Consider the following 20,592-nt stretch of genomic DNA (forward strand, 5'->3'; position numbering starts at 1 on the left):
GACCAAACCCGGATACGAAGGCGGCCGATTTACCGTCGAGCATGATCATCGAGGCGGGATACGACATCGTGGAGTTGCTCATCGACGAGATCGCGTGGACGCTGAACGAAGAGCCAGATTGCTCGCGCTACGACGTTCTCGCACACACCACCACGGTGGAGAGATGCGACGATGACGACTGGCTCTTCCAGCTCGACCAGGTGATCACGCATCATCCCGCTCTCGCCGGCCACGAGCTTCTCGGTCATATCGTGTTCGACCCGACGGGGTACTTCTCGACGGTTCCGCGCCACAGCTTTCGCGACTATCCCAGTCTCGGGCACCTGCCTCGGGCAGCGTCCTTCGCGGGACCGCACGCGTGGTCCGGCTGCCCCTGCGGCGCCTGCGTGCAACACGACGAACTACTCGAGCAGATCAGGTCGCGTTCTACAGACCGTGTCAGCTCATCAGCGACGACGGACAAAGATCCCGTCCGCTAAGCGACTTCGGCCGCGGCCGCGGCCGCGACCGGGCCCGGGCCCGGGCCCGGGCGCCGGCGCGCAGCGGCTCCGACACCCGCGCGGCGAAGGGCCGACGCTATTCCGATGCCCATCGCCGTACCGGCGAGGCAGCTGGCGAGGGTCAAGGCGAAGAAGGCGGCCTGCACACCGAACGGATAGGCCTCGAGGTTGAACGACTGGCGCGCGAGGATCGGATACGCCACTCCGACGACGACGGCACCCGCGTAGTGCTGCCAGATCGTCCAGAACCGATAGCCCACGAGGAGGAAGCCGACCTCGGCGAAGAACGCCCACCAGACGTTCGTCGCGACGGTCGCAAAGCCGTAGCCCGAGAACGGGGCGAGTACGAGCCCGGAGATGACGCCCACAAGAAGGCCGGCACCCGGACGTTGGATCAACCTCAAAGCGATGACGGCCGGCAGCAGCCAGAGGCCGGCGATGGCGACGGAGAAGAACGGCACCGAGGCGTAGAGCGCCGTCGACAGCCAGTTGGCGGGCGCGAGAAGCAGTCCGCCCGCCACACCGAGGACGGCGCAGGTGAGCAGGTACGCGGTCGAGGCTCGTTTCATCGTGTCGTCTTCTCCGATCGTGCCGAGTCGACGCTCGACTTAGGCAACCCTAACTTAGCCGGGATGTCGCCGGTACGCGATACCGTGTGGCCATGAATGCGGCATCCCGACCACAGGCTTCCTCGCCGATCCCCCTGTCGTGCAGCGCGATCGACTCGCACGGCACGTGCGGAGCCGCCGTTCCTCCGCACGCCGAGTTGAGCTTGTGCCTGCGCCATCACCTCGCGGCCTACGACTGGGTCGCCCGAGATGTCGGCGTCACCGATGTGCTCCCCTCGCCCTGCATGGCGTGCGGCTCCCGGCTCGGCGTACGCTACCCGTCGGGCTGGCTGTGCGGCGTGTGCGAGTGGAAGGTGGGCGAACTGCCCGACGGGGTCGTCGCATCCACTCGCCTCGATGTCGTGTACTACCTGCGGGCTGGCGATCGCATCAAGATCGGCACCTCGGCGAATCCGCGCGCCCGACTGGCCCAGCTGAGCTTCGACGAGGTTCTGGCGTTCGAACGCGGCACGCGCGTTCTCGAGCAGCGGCGCCACCGGCAGTTCGCCGAGCATCGCATCGGCGTGGGCGAGTGGTTCGACGTCAACGACGACCTGCTCGCGCACATCGACGGCCTCCGCCACGGAGCCGACGATCCATGGAACGACTACAGTCTCTGGGTCAGCGAGCACCTCGCGGCGCATGGCTGACCCGTCGACTCACGACCGATCGCGGGCGATCGTCACTGCCGAGACGGCCGGCGCATCCGAACCGAACAGGTAGTCGCCGCCGGTCAGACGCACGGTGGCTGTGGCCTGCTTCTCGGCGCACGATCCTCCCACCCACAACTCCACGTCGCCGGGCTCGACGACTCGAACGAAGTCGCGGTTGCTGAAGCCCAGCCGCGCGGAGGGAACCTCGAACACAACGCGCGCTTGCTCACCGGGCTCGAGATCGAGTCGCGCGTAGCCGAGCAGCTGGGCGACCGGGCGGGTGACGCTCGCGACCACATCGTGCCCGTAGAGCTGAACCAGGTCGCTGCCCGCCCGGTGGCCGGTATTGCGCACGAGCACGCTCGCTCGAATGACGCCATCGGTCGGAACGCTCTCCTCGACCCGCAGCTCTGTGCGATCGAATGTCGTGTAGCCCAGCCCGAAGCCGAAGGGGCGCACGGGGGTGCTGTCTGAACTGGTCACCTCGTTCGGGCCGCCGAGAAGCGGATGCAGGTAGCTGAAGGGCTGAGCTCCGGCCGAGCGCGGAAGCGACACCGGCAGGTGGCCAGACGGATCGCTGTCGCCCGAAAGGACCGAGACGAGGGCCCTTCCTCCCTCCTCGCCGGGGAAGAACGACTGCACGACCGCGGCCGCGGCGCCCTCTCCGTCGAGCGCCCAGCCGATCGCGTATGGTCTGCCCGAGAGGACCACGACGATGACGGGGGTCCCCGTCGCGATGACCGCCTCGACCAGCTCGCGCTGGACACCCGGCAGCTCGAGCGATTCCACATCGTTTCCCTCGCCGACGGTTCCCCTCCCGAAGAGTCCGGCGCGGTCGCCCACGACCAGGATGGCGACATCGCTCGATCGAGCGGATTCGACGGCGGCTGCGATACCGGAGCGATCGTCTCCTTCAACCGCGCAGCCTTCTTGGAGGGCGATGCGGGCATCCGGATACCGTGCACGCATCTCTTCGGCGACCGTCGGAATCTCGAATCCGAGAGGAACGCCCGGGTGGTGCGCGAGCACGTGGTTGGCGAACGAGTAGCAGCCCATCAGCGCCTCTGCGCTGCCGGCGTTCGGGCCGATCAGGGCGATGCTCGCTGGAGCGCCGAGAGGCAGCGTCGAATCGTTCGACAGCAGCACGATCGACTTCTCCGCCAGCTCGCGGGCGATCTCCCGGTGCTCGTCGTCGTCGAGATCGATGGATGCGGGGGGCGAGTCGAAGGTCGCGTCGAGCAGGCCGAGTTGCTCTTTCTGCGCCAGCACGCGGGCTACGGCGCGATCGACGAGAGATTCGGGCGTGCGACCGTCTCGGACGCGCTGCGCCAGGGGCTCGAGATATGCGTCTCCTCCCGGCAACTCGACGTCGATTCCGGCCTCGAGGGCGAGGTGGGCGGCGTGGCCGCGATCCGTCGCCACGGCGTGCATCGTCTCGAGGAAAGCGACAGAGAAGTAGTCGGAGACGACGACGCCGTCGAAACCCCAGCGGTCGTGCAGGATGCCCGTCAGGTACTCGGCAGTCGCCGCGACGGGCACTCCGTCGATCTCGGCATAGGAGTTCATCACGCTGCGAACACCCGCTGTGCGCACCGCCATCTCAAAGGGCGGAAGCAGCACGTCTTCGAGTTCGCGTCGACCCACGTGGACCGGGGCGTGGTTCCGGCCCGCCTGCGAGGCCGAGTACCCCACGAAGTGCTTGAGGGTCGCGTGCACGCCGGCGTCTTGCAGGCCCCGCACGTAGGCGGTGCCGATCGTGCCGACGACGTATGGATCTTCGGCGATGCACTCATCGACCCGTCCCCAGCGCGGGTCGCGGATGACATCGAGCACGGGGGCGAGACCCTGGTGCACACCGAGTTCGCGCATCGAGCGGCCGATCGCGTGCCCCATACGCTCGACGAGCTGCGGGTCGAACGCCGCTCCCCAGGCCAGCGGCGTCGGGAAGGTCGCCGCCTTCCAGGCGGCGAGTCCGGTCAGACACTCCTCGTGAACGAGAGCGGGGATGCCGAGCCGGGTCTCCGTCTGCAGCCGACGCTGCTCGGACCATAGCCAGGAGGCGCGCTCGACCGGGTCGACCGGACGCGTGCCGTAGACCCGGGTGAGATGCCCGAGCCCGTGCACCGTCGCATCCTCGTATCTCGTCGACGACGCCATCTCGCCGGCCATCGGCGCGACGACCTCGTCGCCCTGGTCGACCCAGAACCCCACCAACTGCGCGAGCTTCTCTTCGAGGGTCATCTGCGAGAGCAGCTCGAGCACGCGACTCGATGCCTCGGGAGTCGCGATGGCGATCTCCACGTGTTCTACGCTCATGCCCTCAGCCCTTGACCGCGCCGGTGAGACCGCCGACGATGCGGCGCTCGAACAGACTGAAGAAGATGAGCGCCGGGATCATCGACAGGGACGTGAAGGCGAGCACCTTGGCCGTGTCGACCGCGTATTGCGATGCGAAGGCCTGTGTTCCGAGCGGCAGCGTGTACGACGCCTCGCCGTTCAAGATGAACAGGGGAAGGAGATAGGCATTCCAGCTGCCGATGAACGCCAGGATTCCGACGGTGATGACACCGGGCAGCGAGAGCCGAAGAACCATGCGGAAGAAGAAACCGAGACGGCCGAGCCCGTCGATGGCGGCGGCCTCCTGAAGCTCGTTCGGAATGGCCGCGAGGAAGGGAACCAGCACGATGATGGTCAACGGAAGCGCGAACGCGATCTGGGGAATGACGACGCCGGCGAGCGAGTTCGTCAGGCCGAGGTTGCGAACCAGGATGTACAGCGGCGTGATGGCGACCGTGAGGGGGAACATCAGCCCGGCGGTGAAGAGCGCATAGACGACCGCCCGACCGCGGAACGCGTAGCGCGACAGACCGTATGCAGCCATGAGCCCCAAGGCGACGACGAACGCCGTGGTGCAGACCGCGGCGACCGTCGAATTCAGAACCTGCGTCCAGAAGGAACCGCTGGCGAGCACATCGCCGAAGTTCGACCACGCCCAGGCCTGAGGGAATCCGGAGGGATCGACCGTGATCTCGGAGTTCGTGCGGAAGCCGCCGAGGATGATGTACGCGACGGGCGCCAGCATCAATCCGATGAGGACGAGGGCCACGAAGTAGGAGACGAGGCTCGAGCGCCTGGTCTGTTCCGAGACGCGCCGGTTACGGCGAGGTCGCGATGCGACCGGTGCTGCGATGGCCATCAGTGTGCGCCTCCGGTAGTGGTGACCGCTGAATCGCGGCGCAGGATGAAGCGCTGATAGAGCAGCGCGACGACGAGTGAGATGAGGAAGATGACGACCGCGACAGCGTTGCCGTAGCCGTAGCTGCCGGCGTTGCGACCGTTGGCCACCATGTACGTCGCCATGGTCGACGTGCCCGCCGTGCCTGCGACGTACTGGCCCCAGACGATCCAGACCAGGTCGAACAGTTGGAGCGAGCCGATGATCGACAGGAACGCCCAGATGCGAACCGTCGGTCCCATCAGCGGCAGAACGATGTAGCGCTGAACCTGCCAGTAGCTGGCACCGTCGATGCGTGCGGCCTCGGTGATCTCATCGGGAATGCCCTGCAGACCGGCGAGGAACAGGATCACGGCGAAGCCGACGTACTTCCAGGTGATGATCACCAGCAGAGTCCAGATCGCCGCACTCGGGTCGCTCAGCCAGTCGGTGGCGAGGCCACCGAGACCGACCTTCTCGAGAAGACCGTTCAGTGCGCCGTTGGACTGGAGCATCAGGCTCCAGCCGAGACCGACCACGACCTCGGAGATGACGTAGGGCACGAAGATCAGCACCCGGATGAGCGACTGGAAGCGGAGTCTGCGGTTGAGGAGCAGAGCGATGCCGAGGGCGAGGGGGCCCTGCAGCACGAGCGACATCACGACGATGAACGCGTTGTGGCTGAGAGCCTCGAGGAAGGCCGGGTCGGTGAGAATCGTGACGTAGTTGCGCAGACCGACGAAGTCGGTCGCCGCTCCGTACCCCGACCAGCTGAAGAATCCGTAGTAGGCGGCGAGTACCACCGGCAGGATGACGAAAGCCACGAAGACCACCAGGGCGGGCCCGATGAGCAGAAGGAGTTCTGCTCGCTTGGGCCAGCGGGATCGTGCCCGTGGGGGTGTCCCCACCGGGGGCAGCGCTGGAGCGCCTCCCCCGGCAGGACTACGGCTGCCCCGCGCAGCGTCTTGTGTGTGCGTTTCTTCGCGCAGGACAGCCATCGGTTCTTCCCTACGACTTCGCTGCCGCAGCGTTCACTGCGTCGACGATGCCTTGTGCGTCGCCCTTGCCGGCGAACATGTCGACCACGGCCACGTTGAGCGCGTTGCCCACGTTCTGTCCGTAGAGGGTGTCGAGCCAGACGCTCACGTAGGGTGCGTCGTTGTATGCCGTCAGAACGTCCTTCAGTGCAGGGTCGGAGACGGTCGACTGAGCTTCGGTCGATGCGGGAACAGTCTGGAAGGCCGTCGCGTATGCCTCCTGATTGCTCTTCTCGGCCATGAAGTTGAGGAAGTCGACGCACTCCTTGGGAGCGTTCACCCAGCAGCTGTAGCCGTCGACGCCGCCCATCATGGCTCCGGCCTCACCGTCGCCACCCTCGACCGAGGGGAAGGGGAACCACTTGAGGTCGGCCAGAGGCTTCTGGTCGGGGGTGAGCGACGCGATCACTCCGGGATCCCATGCACCCATCAGCTCCATGCTGGCCTGCTTGTTGGCCAACAGACCGGCTGAGGAACCAGCGCCCTGCTGGGCAGCGGTCGTGAGGAAGCCGTTGTTGAAGGGCTCCGTGTCGATGAAGGACTGGAGGTTCTCGCCCGCCTTCAACCAGCAGTCGTCGTCGAAGTTGCGGCTCGTCGCTGCGTCGTTGAGAACGTCCTGCGAGCAGGCTCGCAGCGCGAAGTTGTAGTACCAGTGCGCTGCTGGCCAGGCGTCCTTCGCGCCCACCGCGATGGGGTCGATGCCGGCGGCCTTGAGCTTCTCGTCGGCGGCCTCGAGGTCGGCGATCGACTTCGGCGTCTCGGTGATCCCCGCCTGAGCGAAGAGATCCGACGAGTAGAAGAAGCCGGAGGGCAGCACCGCGACGGGTACTCCGTAGTTCTTGCCGTCGACCTCGAAGGCCGACAGGCTGTTTCCGACGGCCGTCTTGGTCGCGTCGGTGAGACCGGAGCTGATGTCCATGGCCTGGCCGGCCTTGACCACGTCGGCGAGCTTGCCACCACCGCGAGCCATGAAGACGTCGGGCGCGTCGCCGGAGTTGAGGGCGGTCTGAAGCTTGCCGTCCATCTCCTCGTTCTGCACCGACTGGATCTTGACCGTGACGTTGGGGTTCGCTTTCTCGAACGCCGCGGCAGTGTCGGCCCAGTACTTCTTTCCGTCTCCGGTCGTGGAGTTGTGCCACATCGTGAGCGTGACTTTTCCGTCGGACGAATCGCTCGATCCGGCGCTGCATCCGCTGAGTGCGAGCGCACTCAGGAGAATGGCGGCCGAGCCAGCGACGAATTTGGTGAGTCTCATGTGATTCGTACCTGCTCTCTTCATTGAGGGGCGTCCGCGGCAGTGCGGGCGCTTGGCTGGTGCACGGGTGGTGCGTCGTGCCGTCCCACCGAGTACCCGGAATGATCGTCATCCGAGGCAACGCTGTCTGGTCGGGCGTGATCAGTGTGCGTGAGCCCTTGTAGACCGTCAAACGTTTTCGAAATCATTTTCGCACGCCCCTCGCGGCGACTATGCTCGGCCCATGATGGCGAGGGCGACGATCCACGACGTCGCGGCGGCGGCGGGTGTTTCCGTCGCCACCGTGTCGAAGGCGGTCAACGGCAGGTACGGCGTATCCGCGGTCACGACAGACCGGGTTCTCGAGGTGGTGGCGGCTCTCGGATACGAGTCGAGCCTCGTCGCGAGCAGCATGCGCTCGCGTCGCACGGGCGTGATCGGGGTGCTCGTCGCCGGATTCGAACCGTTCAGCGCAGAGGTCTTGAAGGGCGTCGCCGCCGGCCTGCGCGACTCGCGGTACGACCTGCTCGCCTACAGCGGATCACGGCGCGGAGAAGGTGACGGGTGGGAGCGGCGATCACTCAGCCGCCTGAGCGGCACCCTCATCGATGGCGCCATCATCGTGACGCCGACGATCGTCAATGTCGCCGCCGATGTGCCGATCGTCGCGGTCGATCCACACACCGGTCGAGCCGATCTGCCGACGGTCGAAGCCGACAGCCGGGGTGGCGCTTTCGAGGCGACCACCTATCTGATCAGCCTGGGGCATCGACGCATCGGTTTCGTATCAGGTCGGCCCGACCTCAAGTCGTCGCGTCTGCGTGACACGGGATATCGCGAGGCTCTCGCCGCCGCATCCATCCCATTCGATCCAGCTCTCGTGCGCGTCGGATTCTACGAGGCCGACACCGCGAGTCGCGCGGCCCAGGATCTCTTGACACGAGGCAATCGGCCCACCGCGGTCTTCGCCGCCAACGACCTCTCGGCGATCGCGATCATCGACGTCGCGCAGTCGCTGGGCCTCGAGGTGCCCCGCGATCTGTCGGTGGTCGGCTTCGACGACGTGCCCGAGGCATCCCGACTGGCTCTGCCTCTCACGACCGTTCGCCAGCCGATGCAGAGAATCGGTCAGGCGGCGGCGCGCATGCTCACCAGCCTGATGGATGGGGAGACGCTCGCATCGACCCACGTGCTGCTGCCCACTCGACTGGTCGCCCGCGCCACGACCGCGCCGCCCGCACAGGTGACCTGAGCGAAGCCGATCAGCCGGCGCGGCGCCCGGAGAACAGCGCATGCAGCAGCGGGATCGCCGAGATCGCCATCAGCACCGTGCCGAATACCGTGTCGTCCGACCGCACCAACGCGCCCGCGACGAGCAGTGCCCCGAACAGAAGGGCAGAGACTACCCTCCGCGCCGCGTGCTCGAGCCGGATCACCCGCCGCTCGAGTCCCGGATTGGAGACGGCGATGGAGCCGTCCTCGATTCGCGTCACCAGGCCGTCGATGCGTTTCGGGAGTCGCAACGCGATGGTTGCGCTGTCGAGCGCCTGTCGACCCAGGTCGCTCACGACGTTGCCGCGTTCGTCACGGATCAGCTGGGCCGCGTAGGGCTCGACGGAATCCCAGAGGTTGAACGACGCGTCGAGCGCACTGCAGACCCCCGACGTGAGCGACATCGCGCGGATGATCAGGAGGAAGTTCTCCGGCAGCTGGAACGGCAGTGATCTGACGACATGTCCAAATTGATCTGCGAACTCGCGGAACTCCCGCGGGTCGACCTCGCGCAGCTCGGCGAATCCCATGCCGCCGAATCGAGCGAACAGCTGCGTCATGGCGCGCTCCAGTTCCCTCGTGTCTGCCGACGGGAGCAGCACGCCCACGTCGCGGATCGCATCCACCAGGCCTTTGCCGTCGCGCGACGCGGCGGCGATGAGCAGCTTGCGAAGCCCGCTGCGGGTGTTCGAGGGGACTTCGCCCATCATGCCGAAGTCGATGAAGGTGAGCCTGAAGCCCGCCCCGCCCGTCGCATCCGATACCTGGCCGGTCGGCGTCACGAAGATGTTGCCTGGGTGCGGATCTGCGTGAAAGAAGCCGTTCGTGAACATCTGGTCGAACATGACCGCGGCGAAGACCGGGGCGACGTCGGCGGGATCGATGCCCGCCGCGTGCAAAGCAGCCGCATCGGTGATCTTGATCGCGGTCACGTCTTCGAGCGTCAGAACGCGGCGCGTGGTGCGCTCCCACACGATCGCGGGAACGGAGACGCGCTCGTCACCCGCGAAGTCGGCGGCGAATCTCTCGGAGCTCTCCGCCTCGTGCAGGTAGTCGATCTCCTCGAGGCTCGTGGCCGCGAATTCCTCGACGAGCGAGGGCATGTCGACACGATCCGACACGAGTCGAACGTGGCTCAGCCAGCCGCCCACCTTGCGCAGCGCGGCGAGGTCGACATCGACGATCTCGTCGATGCCGGGGCGCTGCACCTTGAGCACCACTGCCGTGAGGCCGGTGTCCGCCGCCGCGGCCGGTGCGAGAAGGGCACGGTGGGCCTGGCCGAGGGATGCTGCGGCGACCGGCGTCTCGTCGACTCGCGCGAACGCCGTGTCGAGCGACACACCCAGCTCGGCCTCCGCGAGCGCCCGGATGGCCGAGAAGGGCACGGCGGGCACCTCGTCTTGCAGACCCTCGAGTTCTTTCGTGATCTCGGGAGGGAGAACGTCGAGGCGCGACGACATGAACTGGCCGACCTTGATCATGAGCCCGCCGAGATCGACGGCGAGCACGTGAAAGCTTCGAGCGAATCGGCGCATGCGCCTGGTTCGCGTGCGTTCGGCGACTTTCAGGAGCCCGATGCGCGGCAGGAACAGCTCGTACCACCACGTGACCGCCAGGTGCCAGGCCGAGAAACGCAGGATGCGGCGATAGCGCGCGCGCGTGTTGCCGGCGCCGGACGAAAAATCTGCCCGGGCCGGCCTGAGTGACGACACTCCGGTCAGTCCTGCGCGAGGATCGAGTACAGACGTCGGCGAGCGTCTTCGAGAACGGCCACGGCCTGTTGCACCTGCTCCGGCGTTCCGGTGCGACCCACCTGTGCGGCGGCCTGTGCGAGTTCGATTCCGGCCTTGGGAAGGGCGCCGAACGCGGGGGCGTCTTCCTTCGTGTCGGTCGACGTCCACGGCGTCGACGTACCGTCTGCGTCGACGACCTGCCGGCCCGTGTCGGTGAGCGCGTAGGTCTTGCGACCGTTCGACTCCTCCGCGCTCACGAGACCTTCGTCGGCCAGGAGCTGCAGGGTCGGGTAGACGCTGCCGGCACTCGGCTTCCAGCTGCCGCCCGAACGTTCTTCGATCTGGCGGATGATCTGATACCCGTGCATGGGCTGCTCGGCGAGCAGCGCGAGCACCGCCGCGCGCACGTCGCCCTTGCCCATCCGGGTTCCCGCACCGGCCTTCTTGTCGAACGAGGCGCGGAGCTGCTCCATCGCCTGCCACATGCCGTCGGTGTGCGAGCCGAGATTGCCGAAGTTGAATCCGCCTGCGGGGAATGAGTTGCCCATGATGACCTCCTGGATTGATCGCGAACGATACTCAACGATATATCGTCGAAGCTGTGATCTGCCGGGGAGTGCTCGATCGGCGATCAGGGATCGATGAGAGTCTTGAGAGGTCGCTCACCGTGATTCTCCACTCTTTCGAAAGCTGTTCCATGACTACCCCTGCCACGACTCCCCCGCGCCCCGCTCGAACCTCCCTCGTGCGAACGGTGTTCCGCATCGCACTCGGCCTGTTCCTCCTGCTTGCCGGTATCAGTCATCTGACCGTCAACCGTGAGGCCTTCCTGGCGCAGGTGCCCACATGGCTGCCGATCGACGGCGATGTCGTGGTCGTGGCATCCGGCATCGTCGAGATCGTGCTCGGTCTCTCGCTCGTCGTTCTGGGCCGCTATCGCGTTCAGGTGGGCTGGATCGTGGCCGCGTTCTTCGTCGCCATCTTCCCGGGCAACATCTCCCAGCTCGTGACGCACACCGACTCCTTCGGCCTGAACACAGACCTGGCCCGGTCCATCCGATTGCTCTTCCAACCGGTACTGGTGATCTGGGCCCTGTGGTCGAGCGGGGCATGGCAGGCGTGGCGCGCCCGCCGTCGGGGTCGTCCGGCACAGCAGAACACCCAATAGACTCCGCGTCATGCGACTTGGCGTCATCGATGTGGGATCCAACACTGTTCATCTTCTGATCGTGGATGCCCACCCCGGCGCGAGCCCGGTGCCTTACCACTCCCAACGCTCGACGCTGCGTCTCATGCGCTACCTGGATGCCGATGGTGCCATCGCCGAGGAGGGCGTGCTGCGCATCGTGGCCGCGGTGAAGGAATCGGCGGACACCGCCCGCACGATCGGGGTCGACGATCTCATCTCGACCGCCACGAGCGCGATCCGTGAGGCCACGAACGGTGATGACGTACTGCGCCGGATCGCGCACGAGACCGGCGTCGAATTGGTCGTGCTGTCGGGAGAAGACGAGGCGAGGATCACCATGCTCGCCGTGCGACGGTGGCTCGGCTGGTCGGCGGGCGAGATCCTGCTGTTCGACATCGGTGGCGGCTCCTTCGAGATCGCCCAGGGCGCGGACGAGTACCCCGATGTGCAAGCCTCGCTCCCCCTCGGCGCGGGACGAACGACCGTCGGGTTTCTCGCGGAGGACCCGCCGCAGCGTTCGGACATCTCGCGTCTGCGAGCGCACGCCCGCGCCGAGTTGACGCAGCTGCGTGACGAGCTCTTCGCAGACCGCCCTCGACCGAAGCGGGTCGTCGGCACCTCGAAGACCATCCGCTCGCTCGCTCGGTTGGTGGGCGGTCCGTCCGATCCCGTCACCGGAGACCTGGCGCAGCTGCACTACGCGGGCCTTCGCGAATGGGAGCCGACGCTGAGGGCGATGACCGGATCGACGAGAGAGCATCTGCCCGGCATCACCCCCGAGCGGGGATATCAGATCCTCGCCGGGGCCGTCGTGCTTCGCACCGCGATGAAGGTCTTCGACGTTCAGACCATGACGATCTCGCCGTGGGCCCTGCGCGAGGGAATCGTGCTCCGCTACATCGATGCCCTCGACGACTGAAGAAGGAGGCCCGCCATCGTTCGCCCTCCTCACCCCCTGCTCAACCGGGAACTGATCGGTCGCACCGCCCTCGGTCTCATCGACCGAGAGGGCTCAGACGGCGCGAGTGTGCGCCGAATCGCCGCGAAGCTCGGCGTCAATCCGACCTCTCTCTACAACCATGTTCCCAACCGGGCAGCCATCATCGAAGATGTGCGAGCGATGGTCTCGGCCAACATCGACTCGGGGCCCCTTCGCGAACTGGTGTGGGAGGACGGCCTCCGAGCGTGGGCGCGCTCGTATCGCTCGGCATTCGCCGGCCACCCCCGCGCCATTCCACTCCTGATGACGACACGGGCTTCGGCACCGGTTCTTCTCGCCGAATACGAGGACTTCGCCCTCGCCGCAGAGTCCGTCGGGTGGACGAGCGCGGACGTGCTGCCACTCCTGACCGCCTTCGAGTCCTTCATCCTCGGCAGCGTCCTCGACATGTCCGGGCCGAAGGTCGTCTTCGATCCCACCGGCCAGGAAGAGCGGTTTCCGCGCTTCGCGGCGGCATTCTCCTCGTTGGAGCACGAGGATCCGGAGGATCCGGTCGCCTCCCGCGCGTTCGAACTGGGACTCTCCATGCTCGTCTCGTCGGCGAGGCCGGAGCATCACCAGCGCCGCTGAACACTGGACGAGACCACGACGCCACCTGCCGTCGAACCCGTCTCTGGCGCAGCTAAAACAAACAGTGTATGTTTCAGGTGTCGCGCCACCGGCGTAGCACCGACAGGTCTCCCCTGACAGGTCTCCCCTGAAAGCGAGAAACATGGAATCGCGGGACTTCACGGTCGTCGAAGCGGACATCGACCGGCTGCACGCCGCTCTGAGGTCGGGCGAGGTCACGAGCGTCGAGCTCGTGGCTCGATATCTCAATCGCATCGCGTTCTACGACCGGTCGGGCATCCGGCTCAACTCCGTTCCGATCATCAACCCCGCGGTATTCGACGAGGCCCGGGAGTCCGACGTCCGACGTGCGCTCGGCACCACCCGCGGGCCTCTCGACGGAATCCCGTTCACCGCGAAGGACAGCTATCGGGTCAAGGGTCTGCCCGTCGCCTCCGGTTCGCCGGCCTTCGCCGAGCTGATCGCTCACGACGACGCCTTCGCGGTCGAACGTCTCCGTGAGGCTGGGGCGATCTTCCTCGGCTTCACCAACATGCCGCCGATGGCAGCGGGCGGCATGCAGCGCGGTGTCTACGGACGCGCCGAGTCGCCGTATAACGCCGAGTATCTGACGTCGGCCTTCGGATCCGGCTCGTCCAACGGGTCCGGCACGGCGACGGCGGCGAGCTTCGCGGCGTTCGGACTCGGCGAGGAGACCTGGTCGTCCGGTCGCGCGCCCGCGTCGAACAACTCGCTCGTGGCCTACACCCCGTCGCGCGGAGTCATCTCGGTTCGCGGCAACTGGCCCCTCGTTCCGACGATGGATGTGGTCGTTCCGCACACACGATCGATCGACGACCTGAAGCACGTCCTCGACGCTGTCGTCGCCGATGATCCCCGCTCGGACGGCGACCTGTGGCGCATCCAACCCTGGATCACCCTGCCGCGGCCGTCGGACATACGACCGGTGTCGTTCGTGGCCCTTCCCGATCTTCCCCTCGCCGGCGTTCGCCTCGCGGTTCCGCGAATCTACGTCAATGCCGACCCCGACAGCAGATACCCGATCGAGACACGTGAGTCGATCATGGACCTGTGGGCGCAGCTGCGCGACGATCTCGAGGAGGCGGGCGCCGAGGTCGTCGAGACGTCGTTCCCGGCAGTCGACAACTACGAGAAGCTTCACGAGGGCGACCGCGATTTCGTCGATCGAGGGTGGGTGAGCGAAGAGTTTCTGCGCGACGAACTCGGAAGGCTGTCGGCCTGGGCACTCGACGACTTCCTGCGCCAGAACGGCGATCCGGCGCTCGACCGGCTCGCCGATGCGGATGCCTCGCTCGTCTTCCCCCACCCCCGCGGGGCACTCCGCGACCGCTACGGCGTCTTCGACTTCGACATCGCCTACGACATGTCGGATGTCGTCGCAGACGCGCACGAGGGCGTCGCCCCCTGGACGGAGATCGAGACACTCGAGGCGGGACTGCGGGGGCTCGAGAAGACCAGACAGGTCGACGTCGAGGAGTGGCTGACGAACGAGATGTTCGACGCGGTGATCTTTCCGACCGCCTCCGACGTCGGCCCTGCCGACGCGGACCTCACCGAGGCCTCCGCCGACATCGCCTGGCGCAACGGCGTGTGGGTGTCGAATGGCAATCTCGTGCCCCGTCACCTCGGTATCCCCACCGTGACCGTTCCGCTCGGCAGCATGACCGACACCGGCATGCCGGTCGGGGTCACGGTGGCCGGTTCGGCTCATACCGATCCCCGGATCCTTCAGCTGGCCTCTGCCATCGAGAATCTCCGACCGCGCCGGGTCGCCCCACCGAGAACACCCGCTCTTGATGACGAGGCCCTGTTCTCCAGCCAGAGTGCGCCCTCCGCGAGCGCGCTCGCGGTACGCATCGACTCGGTCGACGTCGAGCGACACGACGACCACGCCACGGTCCGGTTCGTGGCGACCGTCACCGATGGGGCGGCGGACCTGTGCGCTGCGTTCGTCGACGGTCGTTCGATCACCGCGACGAGACAGGGCGATCGCATCGTCGGCAGTCGGCGGGTGGATGCGGACACGTACGATCAGCCCCACAGCGAATGGAGACCGCCTTACGGCCCCCTCGTGACGGTCGTCGTGCGCAGCGCCGACGGGTCGGTCGCCGGGGCGATCGCGACGACTGCCGCCGCGCCGCTCTGACGCCCGAGCATTGACTCTGGCACCGCCGTTCTCATCACCACTCAAGGAGCACCCATGTCGAGCACGATCTTCGACTACTTCGCGCAGGTCGAACTGCCGACGCCCACCCTCGAGGTCGACGAAGTGCTGGGGCTCGTCTCCACCCACTTCGGCATCGACGCCGACGCCCGATCGCTCGGCAGCCAGCAGGATCAGAACTTCCGCCTGCTCTCCCCCGAATCCGGCCGAGCGCTGGGGATTCTCAAGATCAGCAACCCCGCGTTCAGCGAGACCGAAATCGACATGCAGGATCGCGCCGCCGAGGTGGTGGCCGACCACGACCCGACGCTGCGCATCCCCCGCATCGTCACGGGACCCCTCGGCCCGATGTCCGGCTGGTGGGACACCTCGCAGGGACGCTTCCACGCCAGAGTGATCGAGAACATCGCCGGCAGCACGCTCATGGGTTCGGACTACCTGGCACCCGACGTGGTCGAGCGCATGGGCGAGCTCTCGGCCCGGGTGAGTCGCGCGCTCGAGACATTCGAGCATGTCGCGACGAGTCGAGTGCTGCAATGGGACCTCCGATACGCAGGACGCGTCATCGAGACCCTCCTGCCCCTCGAACCCGACGCATCCGTGAGAACGTTCGTGCAGCACGCGGCGCGGCGGGCGCTGCGCGCTCTCGACGATGTAAAGGACGCTCTTCCCGTGCAGGCGGGCCACTTCGACATCACCGACGACAACATGCTGCGCCCTGAGGGCGAGCGACTGCCCGACGCGGTGATCGATTTCGGTGACGTGTCAGCCTCGTGGCGCGTCGGTGAGATCGCCATCACCGTCTCGTCGCTGCTGCATCACGACGGAGCGACTCCCGCCTCCGCCCTGCCCGCGGTTCGGGCGTTCCACGCTCTGCGCCCGCTCGACGACGACGAGATCACGGCGCTCTGGCCACTCGTCATCTTGCGCGGCGCCGTTCTCGTACTGAGCGGTCGCCAGCAGGTGCGACTCGACGAGGCCAACAGTTATGCCGACGCCGCGCTCGACCGCGAGTTCCGCGTCTTGACGGTCGCGGCATCCGTGCCCTCGGAGGTCATGGCCGGCGCTATTCGCGACGCCCTGGGGCTCGGCCCCAGTCCGGTTCGATCGTGGAGCGCTGCCCCCGTCCTCCGCTCGTTCGATCGAGCCGTTGCGCTCGACGGCGGCACCGTCTCGCCGGTGAACGACGACGGCGCCTGGCTGAGGGCGAGCAGCATCGACGACGAAGCGATAGCTCACCTCGGCTCCGGAGCCGAGGCCGTGTATTTGCCGGCGTGGAACGCCGTGCTCGCCGGGGCTCCGACTCGCACGCCGTCGGCACCCGACACCGTCCCCACCGGAACGACTCTCTGGCTCTCGTCAGAGACGCCGATTATCGGATCGGTCGAGATCTCGGTCGTCCGCCCCGGTGTGATCGCGCTGACCGTCGGTGACGAGACGCTCACGATCTCCGGCTCCGGGGTAGACACGACGGTCGGCATGCTGCCCCCACGAACCCGACTCTTCGCTCAGCGTGGGCGCCGAGAGACACCGGATGCGCCGCACGCCGTCTCCGCCGACCTCGCGGCGGCATGGCGAGCGGTGCTGGGCGATCCCGCCCCCGCACTCGGACTACCGGTCGCCGAATCGCCGTCGCACGACGACGTCCTCGCGCGCCGGGAAGCCGTGCTGGCCGAGGTGCAGGAGCACTACTACTCGGCACCACCGCAGATCGAACGAGGGTGGCGGGAATACCTCGTCAGCGTCGACGGCCGGGTGTATCTCGACATGGTCAACAACGTCGCGTCCGTCGGGCACGCCCATCCGCGCGTCGTCGAGGCTGCTACCCGGCAGCTGCGGTTGGTCAACACCAATTCTCGATTCAACTACCGCGCGATCGCGGACTATGCCGAGCGTCTCGCCGCAACGCTGCCCGACGAGCTCGACACCGTATTCTTCGTCAACTCCGGCTCCGAGGCCGCGGACCTCGCGATCAGGCTCGCCATGGCCACGACGGGGCGTTCCGACATGGTCGCGATGCGCGAGGCGTATCACGGCTGGACGTTCGCGAGCGACGCCGTGTCGACATCCATCGCCGACAACCCGGCCGCCCTCTCGACCCGCCCCGACTGGGTGCATACCGTCGCGGCCGCGAATTCCTACCGCGGCGAACTGCGCGGCGCCGACGCGGCCGGCTACGCATGCGAGGCCGTTCGGGTCATCGACGAACTCGCCGCACGGGGAAAACCGCCAGCCGGATTCATCGGCGAACCGTACTTCGGCAACGCGGGCGGCGTCGCGCTGCCCGATGGCTATCTCGCCGAGGTCTACGAGGCCATCCGCAGTCACGGGGGAATCACCATCGCAGACGAGGTACAGGTGGGATTCGGTCGGCTCGGCGAGTGGTTCTGGGGTTTCCAACAGCAGGGCGTCGTGCCCGACGTCGTCGCCGTAGCGAAATCGATCGGAGCGGGGCAGCCGATCGGGGCCGTGATCACCCGTCGCGAGATCGCCGACCGCTACCGCACGCAGGGGTACTTCTTCTCGTCGACAGGAGGCTCGCCGGTATCTGCCGTCATCGGCATGGCCGTGCTCGATGTCATCGAGGACGAGAACCTGCAGGAGAACGCTCGAACGGTCGGCGCACATCTCAAGAGCCGGCTCGAGGCCCTCGGCGCGGAGCACGACATCATCGGCACCGTGCACGGTTCGGGCCTGTATCTCGGTCTCGAATTCGTGAGGGATCGCGACATGCTCGAGCCCGCGACAGAGGAGACCGCCGCGATCTGCGATCGTCTGCTCCATCTCGGCGTCATCATGCAGCCCACGGGCGATCACCAGAACGTCCTGAAGATCAAGCCTCCCCTGTGCATCACCCGCGAGTCGGTCGACTACTTCGCCGACCAGTTCGCCCGGGTGCTCGCAACGGGATGGTGACGCTCCACCTCATTCCCCTTCCTCTCCCCTTACGAACACCACTATAAGGAGCCCGTCATGTGGCGCATGCCCTCTGAGACAGCCGAACACACGCGCACCTGGATGGCCTTCCCCCGTGAGGGCTTCACCCTCGGCTCGAAAGCATCGGAGCGGGAGGCTGGCTACGCCGCCTGGACCGCGGTCGCGCACGCGATCCTCCCCTTCGAACCCGTGTCGATGGTCGTCGATCCGACCGAGATCGCTCGAGCACGTCGCATGCTCGACTCGTCGATCGAGATCGTCGAGGCGCCGCTCGACGAGTTCTGGATGCGCGACATGGGCCCGACGTTCGTTCTCGACGACGAGCGGCCCGGGGTACTCGGCGCGGTCGACTGGATCTTCAACGGTTGGGGCGCGCCCGAATGGGCCGAGTGGACGAAGTCGGCTCAGATCGCGCGGATCGTCGGCGAGCACGTCGGCGCCGAGATTCTCAGCTCGATGCTGGTCGCCGAGGGTGGAGGCCTGCACGTCGACGGCTCCGGCACCGTTCTCCTGACCGACACCGTTCAACTCGACCCTCGACGCAACCCGTACGCCGACAGGGCGCGGGTAGAGGCGGAGATGAATCGCACGATCGGCTCGACGCAGGCCATCTGGCTGTCTCGGGGGCTCACCCGTGACTACGACGAGCTAGGCACCAATGGCCACGTCGATATCGTGGCGACCTTCGCGTCGCCCGACCGGGTCCTGCTGCACGCCCAACAGGACCCCGCACACCCTGACGCCGAGGTGAGCGATCTGCTGCGCGGCGAACTCGAGCGGGCGTTCGCGAGTCTGGGCCGCTCCGTCGAGATCACCGACCTTCCCGCGCCCACGGCGCTCCGCGACGATGTCGACTTCGTCGATTGGAGTTACGTCAACCACCTCGTCGTCAACGGAGGTGTCATCGCCTGCGGCTTCGGCGAGGAACAGGCCGACGCCCGCGCTCGCGGCATCCTCTCCGACGCCTACCCCGGTCGCACGGTCGTCACTGTCGACGCCCGCGAGCTCTTCGCCCGCGGTGGAGGCATCCACTGCATCACCCAGCAGCAGCCCGCAGTGTCTTCGATCGACTGAGCCACCGGTCGTGGGCGCCCCGACCCGAGGCCGACGCCGAACAGATCACTCCGCGCTGATCGACTCCGGTCGGGCGAGCATCAGAATGCGGCGCAGATGCATCGCGGTGAGGACGCCCGGCCCCATGGATCGGCCCTGCTGCAGAGTGCGGTCGTCGACCGTCTCGAGCAGGTGTCGCACGGCTCGAGCAGCCTCGGCCCGCAGGCGATGCGCCTGGGCGCCGTCGTCCGCGCCGACGGGGAGCGCATCGGCTACCGCGCGGCAGGCCGCCGTCAGCGGTTTCGGGAGCGCAGGGTCCAGGTCGAGGGCTGCCGGGCCGTCCCAGATTGTGTCGGCGATGGTGACCGAGATGTCTCGGATGTGATGCGCGATCGTGTCCAGAGCGTCCATCTCGGCCCAGACGTCTCTCGGATCGGCGCGACGAAGCAGCGCTCGCGGGTTGCCGCGACGGCTGTCGTCCGCCTCCAGCAGGGCGACACGGATCTCCCGGGTCGTGTCGGCGAGGGATGCCGCGTCGCCGGCCCAGCCGTCTCGCTCGGGCGGCCAGGACGCCGAGACGGCGTCGCCGATGTCACGCAGATGCGAGGAGAGCTGAGCGCGAAACGCGTCGACGCGCGCAGAGGCCTGAGCGGTGAGCGGCGCGGGAGCGATCAGCACGTTGACCAGAAGGCCGATCGTCACCCCCACCGCCGTCTGCACCAGGTAGCCGAGCGAGTAGTCGTCGGCCTTCTGCCCGCCGATGATGAGAACGAACAGGGCGGCCATGGGAACGTACTCGCGCCCCGCGCCGAACCATCCGGTTCCGGAGACCAGCACGGCGACGCCGACCACGGCCGGGATGCTCCACCATGTCGGGCCCACCGTCAGAATGACGAGTGTCGCGAGCCCGATGCCGGCGGCCAGACCGAGGATGGTCTGCAGCCCCGATCGCACCGACCCCATCAGCGTCGGGTACATGCTGATCAGCGCGCCGAGCGGGGCGTAGTAGGGATAGTCGTTGACGACACCGGGCATATGAGGCGCCACCAGCCAGGCGATGCCCACCGCCAAGGCCGTCTTGGCCACGAGAAGAAGTCGCGCGGGCGCGGTTGCCTGGCGGGTCGCCGTGCGGATGGCGGACGCCCAGGTGCGCCATCGGCCGTTCGGCGCGGTGTCGGTCATGATGGTCGACTCCTTCCAGCACAGGTTCGGCACGCGAAGCCGGGGCAACGCGCAGTCCGCAGACGACGAAAGCCCTGACAAGAATTGCTTCTCATCAGGGCTTATCTGTCGGGCTGACAGGATTTGAACCTGCGACCCCTTGACCCCCAGTCAAGTGCGCTACCAAGCTGCGCCACAGCCCGTGGCTTGTTGCCCGCGAAGACAACTTGTCCATATTAGCCTGAC

16 protein-coding genes, 1 tRNA gene and 1 pseudogene are annotated in these 20,592 nt (G+C 66.9%); 9 read left to right on the top strand and 9 right to left on the bottom strand.

Annotation, left to right across the window (positions count from 1 at the left end; translation table 11 throughout):
* Window positions 1-41: 41 nt before the first annotated feature.
* Complete coding sequence (locus ASE64_RS14300) at window positions 42-479, top strand: hypothetical protein (protein ID WP_055781757.1); 438 nt, start codon at window positions 42-44, stop codon at window positions 477-479.
* Here the strand turns inward: ASE64_RS14300 and ASE64_RS14305 are convergent.
* Window positions 476-1,069 carry an ECF transporter S component gene (locus tag ASE64_RS14305; protein WP_055781760.1) on the bottom strand — a complete coding sequence of 198 codons (594 nt, stop codon included), beginning with the start codon at window positions 1,067-1,069 and terminating at the stop codon, window positions 476-478. The genes ASE64_RS14300 and ASE64_RS14305 overlap by 4 nt on opposite strands.
* A gap of 92 nt (window positions 1,070-1,161) precedes the next feature.
* Between ASE64_RS14305 and ASE64_RS14310 the strand changes: the two genes are divergently transcribed.
* Window positions 1,162-1,758, top strand: a complete 597-nt coding sequence (locus tag ASE64_RS14310) for a GIY-YIG nuclease family protein (protein ID WP_156351900.1) — start codon at window positions 1,162-1,164, stop codon at window positions 1,756-1,758.
* A 9-nt stretch (window positions 1,759-1,767) separates the two neighbouring features.
* Here ASE64_RS14310 and ASE64_RS14315 read toward each other — a convergent pair whose 3' ends face one another.
* Genes ASE64_RS14315 through ASE64_RS14330 form a run of 4 tightly spaced genes read right to left on the bottom strand, consistent with a single transcriptional unit; the run spans window position 1,768 to window position 7,267 of the window.
* Window positions 1,768-4,077, bottom strand: coding sequence for a glycoside hydrolase family 3 N-terminal domain-containing protein (locus ASE64_RS14315; RefSeq protein ID WP_055781763.1), 2,310 nt, complete (start codon window positions 4,075-4,077; stop codon window positions 1,768-1,770).
* A 4-nt stretch (window positions 4,078-4,081) separates the two neighbouring features.
* Entirely contained in the window at window positions 4,082-4,957 is an 876-nt protein-coding gene (locus ASE64_RS14320) for a carbohydrate ABC transporter permease (protein WP_055781765.1), read from the bottom strand.
* The gene (locus tag ASE64_RS14325) at window positions 4,957-5,973 is read right to left on the bottom strand and encodes a carbohydrate ABC transporter permease (protein WP_082466328.1); all 1,017 of its coding nucleotides are present in this window, start codon (window positions 5,971-5,973) and stop codon (window positions 4,957-4,959) included. Before ASE64_RS14325 ends, ASE64_RS14320 begins: the two co-directional genes overlap by 1 nt.
* 10 nt (window positions 5,974-5,983) lie before the next feature.
* Window positions 5,984-7,267: an extracellular solute-binding protein gene (locus ASE64_RS14330; protein ID WP_055781767.1), complete on the bottom strand. Its 1,284-nt coding sequence runs from the start codon at window positions 7,265-7,267 to the stop codon at window positions 5,984-5,986.
* Between the two features lie 223 nt (window positions 7,268-7,490).
* Here ASE64_RS14330 and ASE64_RS14335 point away from each other — a divergent pair, with 223 nt between their 5' ends.
* The gene (locus tag ASE64_RS14335) at window positions 7,491-8,498 is read left to right on the top strand and encodes a LacI family DNA-binding transcriptional regulator (protein WP_055781772.1); all 1,008 of its coding nucleotides are present in this window, start codon (window positions 7,491-7,493) and stop codon (window positions 8,496-8,498) included.
* A gap of 10 nt (window positions 8,499-8,508) precedes the next feature.
* Here the strand turns inward: ASE64_RS14335 and ASE64_RS14340 are convergent, their stop codons facing one another.
* Complete coding sequence (locus ASE64_RS14340; protein ID WP_055781775.1) at window positions 8,509-10,230, bottom strand: ABC1 kinase family protein; 1,722 nt, start codon at window positions 10,228-10,230, stop codon at window positions 8,509-8,511.
* A 5-nt stretch (window positions 10,231-10,235) separates the two neighbouring features.
* A complete protein-coding gene (locus ASE64_RS14345; protein WP_055781778.1) occupies window positions 10,236-10,799 on the bottom strand; it encodes a PadR family transcriptional regulator in 564 nt (187 codons plus the stop codon).
* A gap of 149 nt (window positions 10,800-10,948) precedes the next feature.
* Here ASE64_RS14345 and ASE64_RS14350 point away from each other — a divergent pair, with 149 nt between their 5' ends.
* From ASE64_RS14350 to ASE64_RS14375, 6 genes and pseudogenes are all read left to right on the top strand, one after another.
* Window positions 10,949-11,419, top strand: a complete 471-nt coding sequence (locus ASE64_RS14350; RefSeq protein ID WP_055781782.1) for a DoxX family protein — start codon at window positions 10,949-10,951, stop codon at window positions 11,417-11,419.
* A 10-nt stretch (window positions 11,420-11,429) separates the two neighbouring features.
* Window positions 11,430-12,359 (top strand): Ppx/GppA phosphatase family protein, encoded by a 930-nt coding sequence (locus ASE64_RS14355; RefSeq protein ID WP_055781786.1) that lies wholly within the window; start codon window positions 11,430-11,432, stop codon window positions 12,357-12,359.
* A gap of 54 nt (window positions 12,360-12,413) precedes the next feature.
* Complete coding sequence (locus ASE64_RS14360; RefSeq protein ID WP_268750587.1) at window positions 12,414-13,010, top strand: TetR/AcrR family transcriptional regulator; 597 nt, start codon at window positions 12,414-12,416, stop codon at window positions 13,008-13,010.
* Between the two features lie 142 nt (window positions 13,011-13,152).
* Window positions 13,153-14,826: pseudogene (locus ASE64_RS14365) on the top strand (amidase); the annotation flags it as partial.
* Window positions 14,827-15,231: 405 nt separating this feature from the next.
* Complete coding sequence (locus ASE64_RS14370; protein ID WP_055781794.1) at window positions 15,232-18,111, top strand: aminotransferase; 2,880 nt, start codon at window positions 15,232-15,234, stop codon at window positions 18,109-18,111.
* Window positions 18,112-18,177: 66 nt separating this feature from the next.
* A complete protein-coding gene (locus tag ASE64_RS14375; RefSeq protein WP_082466380.1) occupies window positions 18,178-19,206 on the top strand; it encodes an agmatine deiminase family protein in 1,029 nt (342 codons plus the stop codon).
* Window positions 19,207-19,251: 45 nt separating this feature from the next.
* Here ASE64_RS14375 and ASE64_RS14380 read toward each other — a convergent pair whose 3' ends face one another.
* Window positions 19,252-20,367 carry an FUSC family protein gene (locus ASE64_RS14380; RefSeq protein ID WP_055781800.1) on the bottom strand — a complete coding sequence of 372 codons (1,116 nt, stop codon included), beginning with the start codon at window positions 20,365-20,367 and terminating at the stop codon, window positions 19,252-19,254.
* Between the two features lie 108 nt (window positions 20,368-20,475).
* Window positions 20,476-20,549 (bottom strand) — tRNA-Pro (locus ASE64_RS14385).
* Window positions 20,550-20,592 lie beyond the last annotated feature (43 nt).

Source organism: Agreia sp. Leaf210, from assembly GCF_001421485.1.
Taxonomy (GTDB): Bacteria; Actinomycetota; Actinomycetes; order Actinomycetales; family Microbacteriaceae; genus Agreia.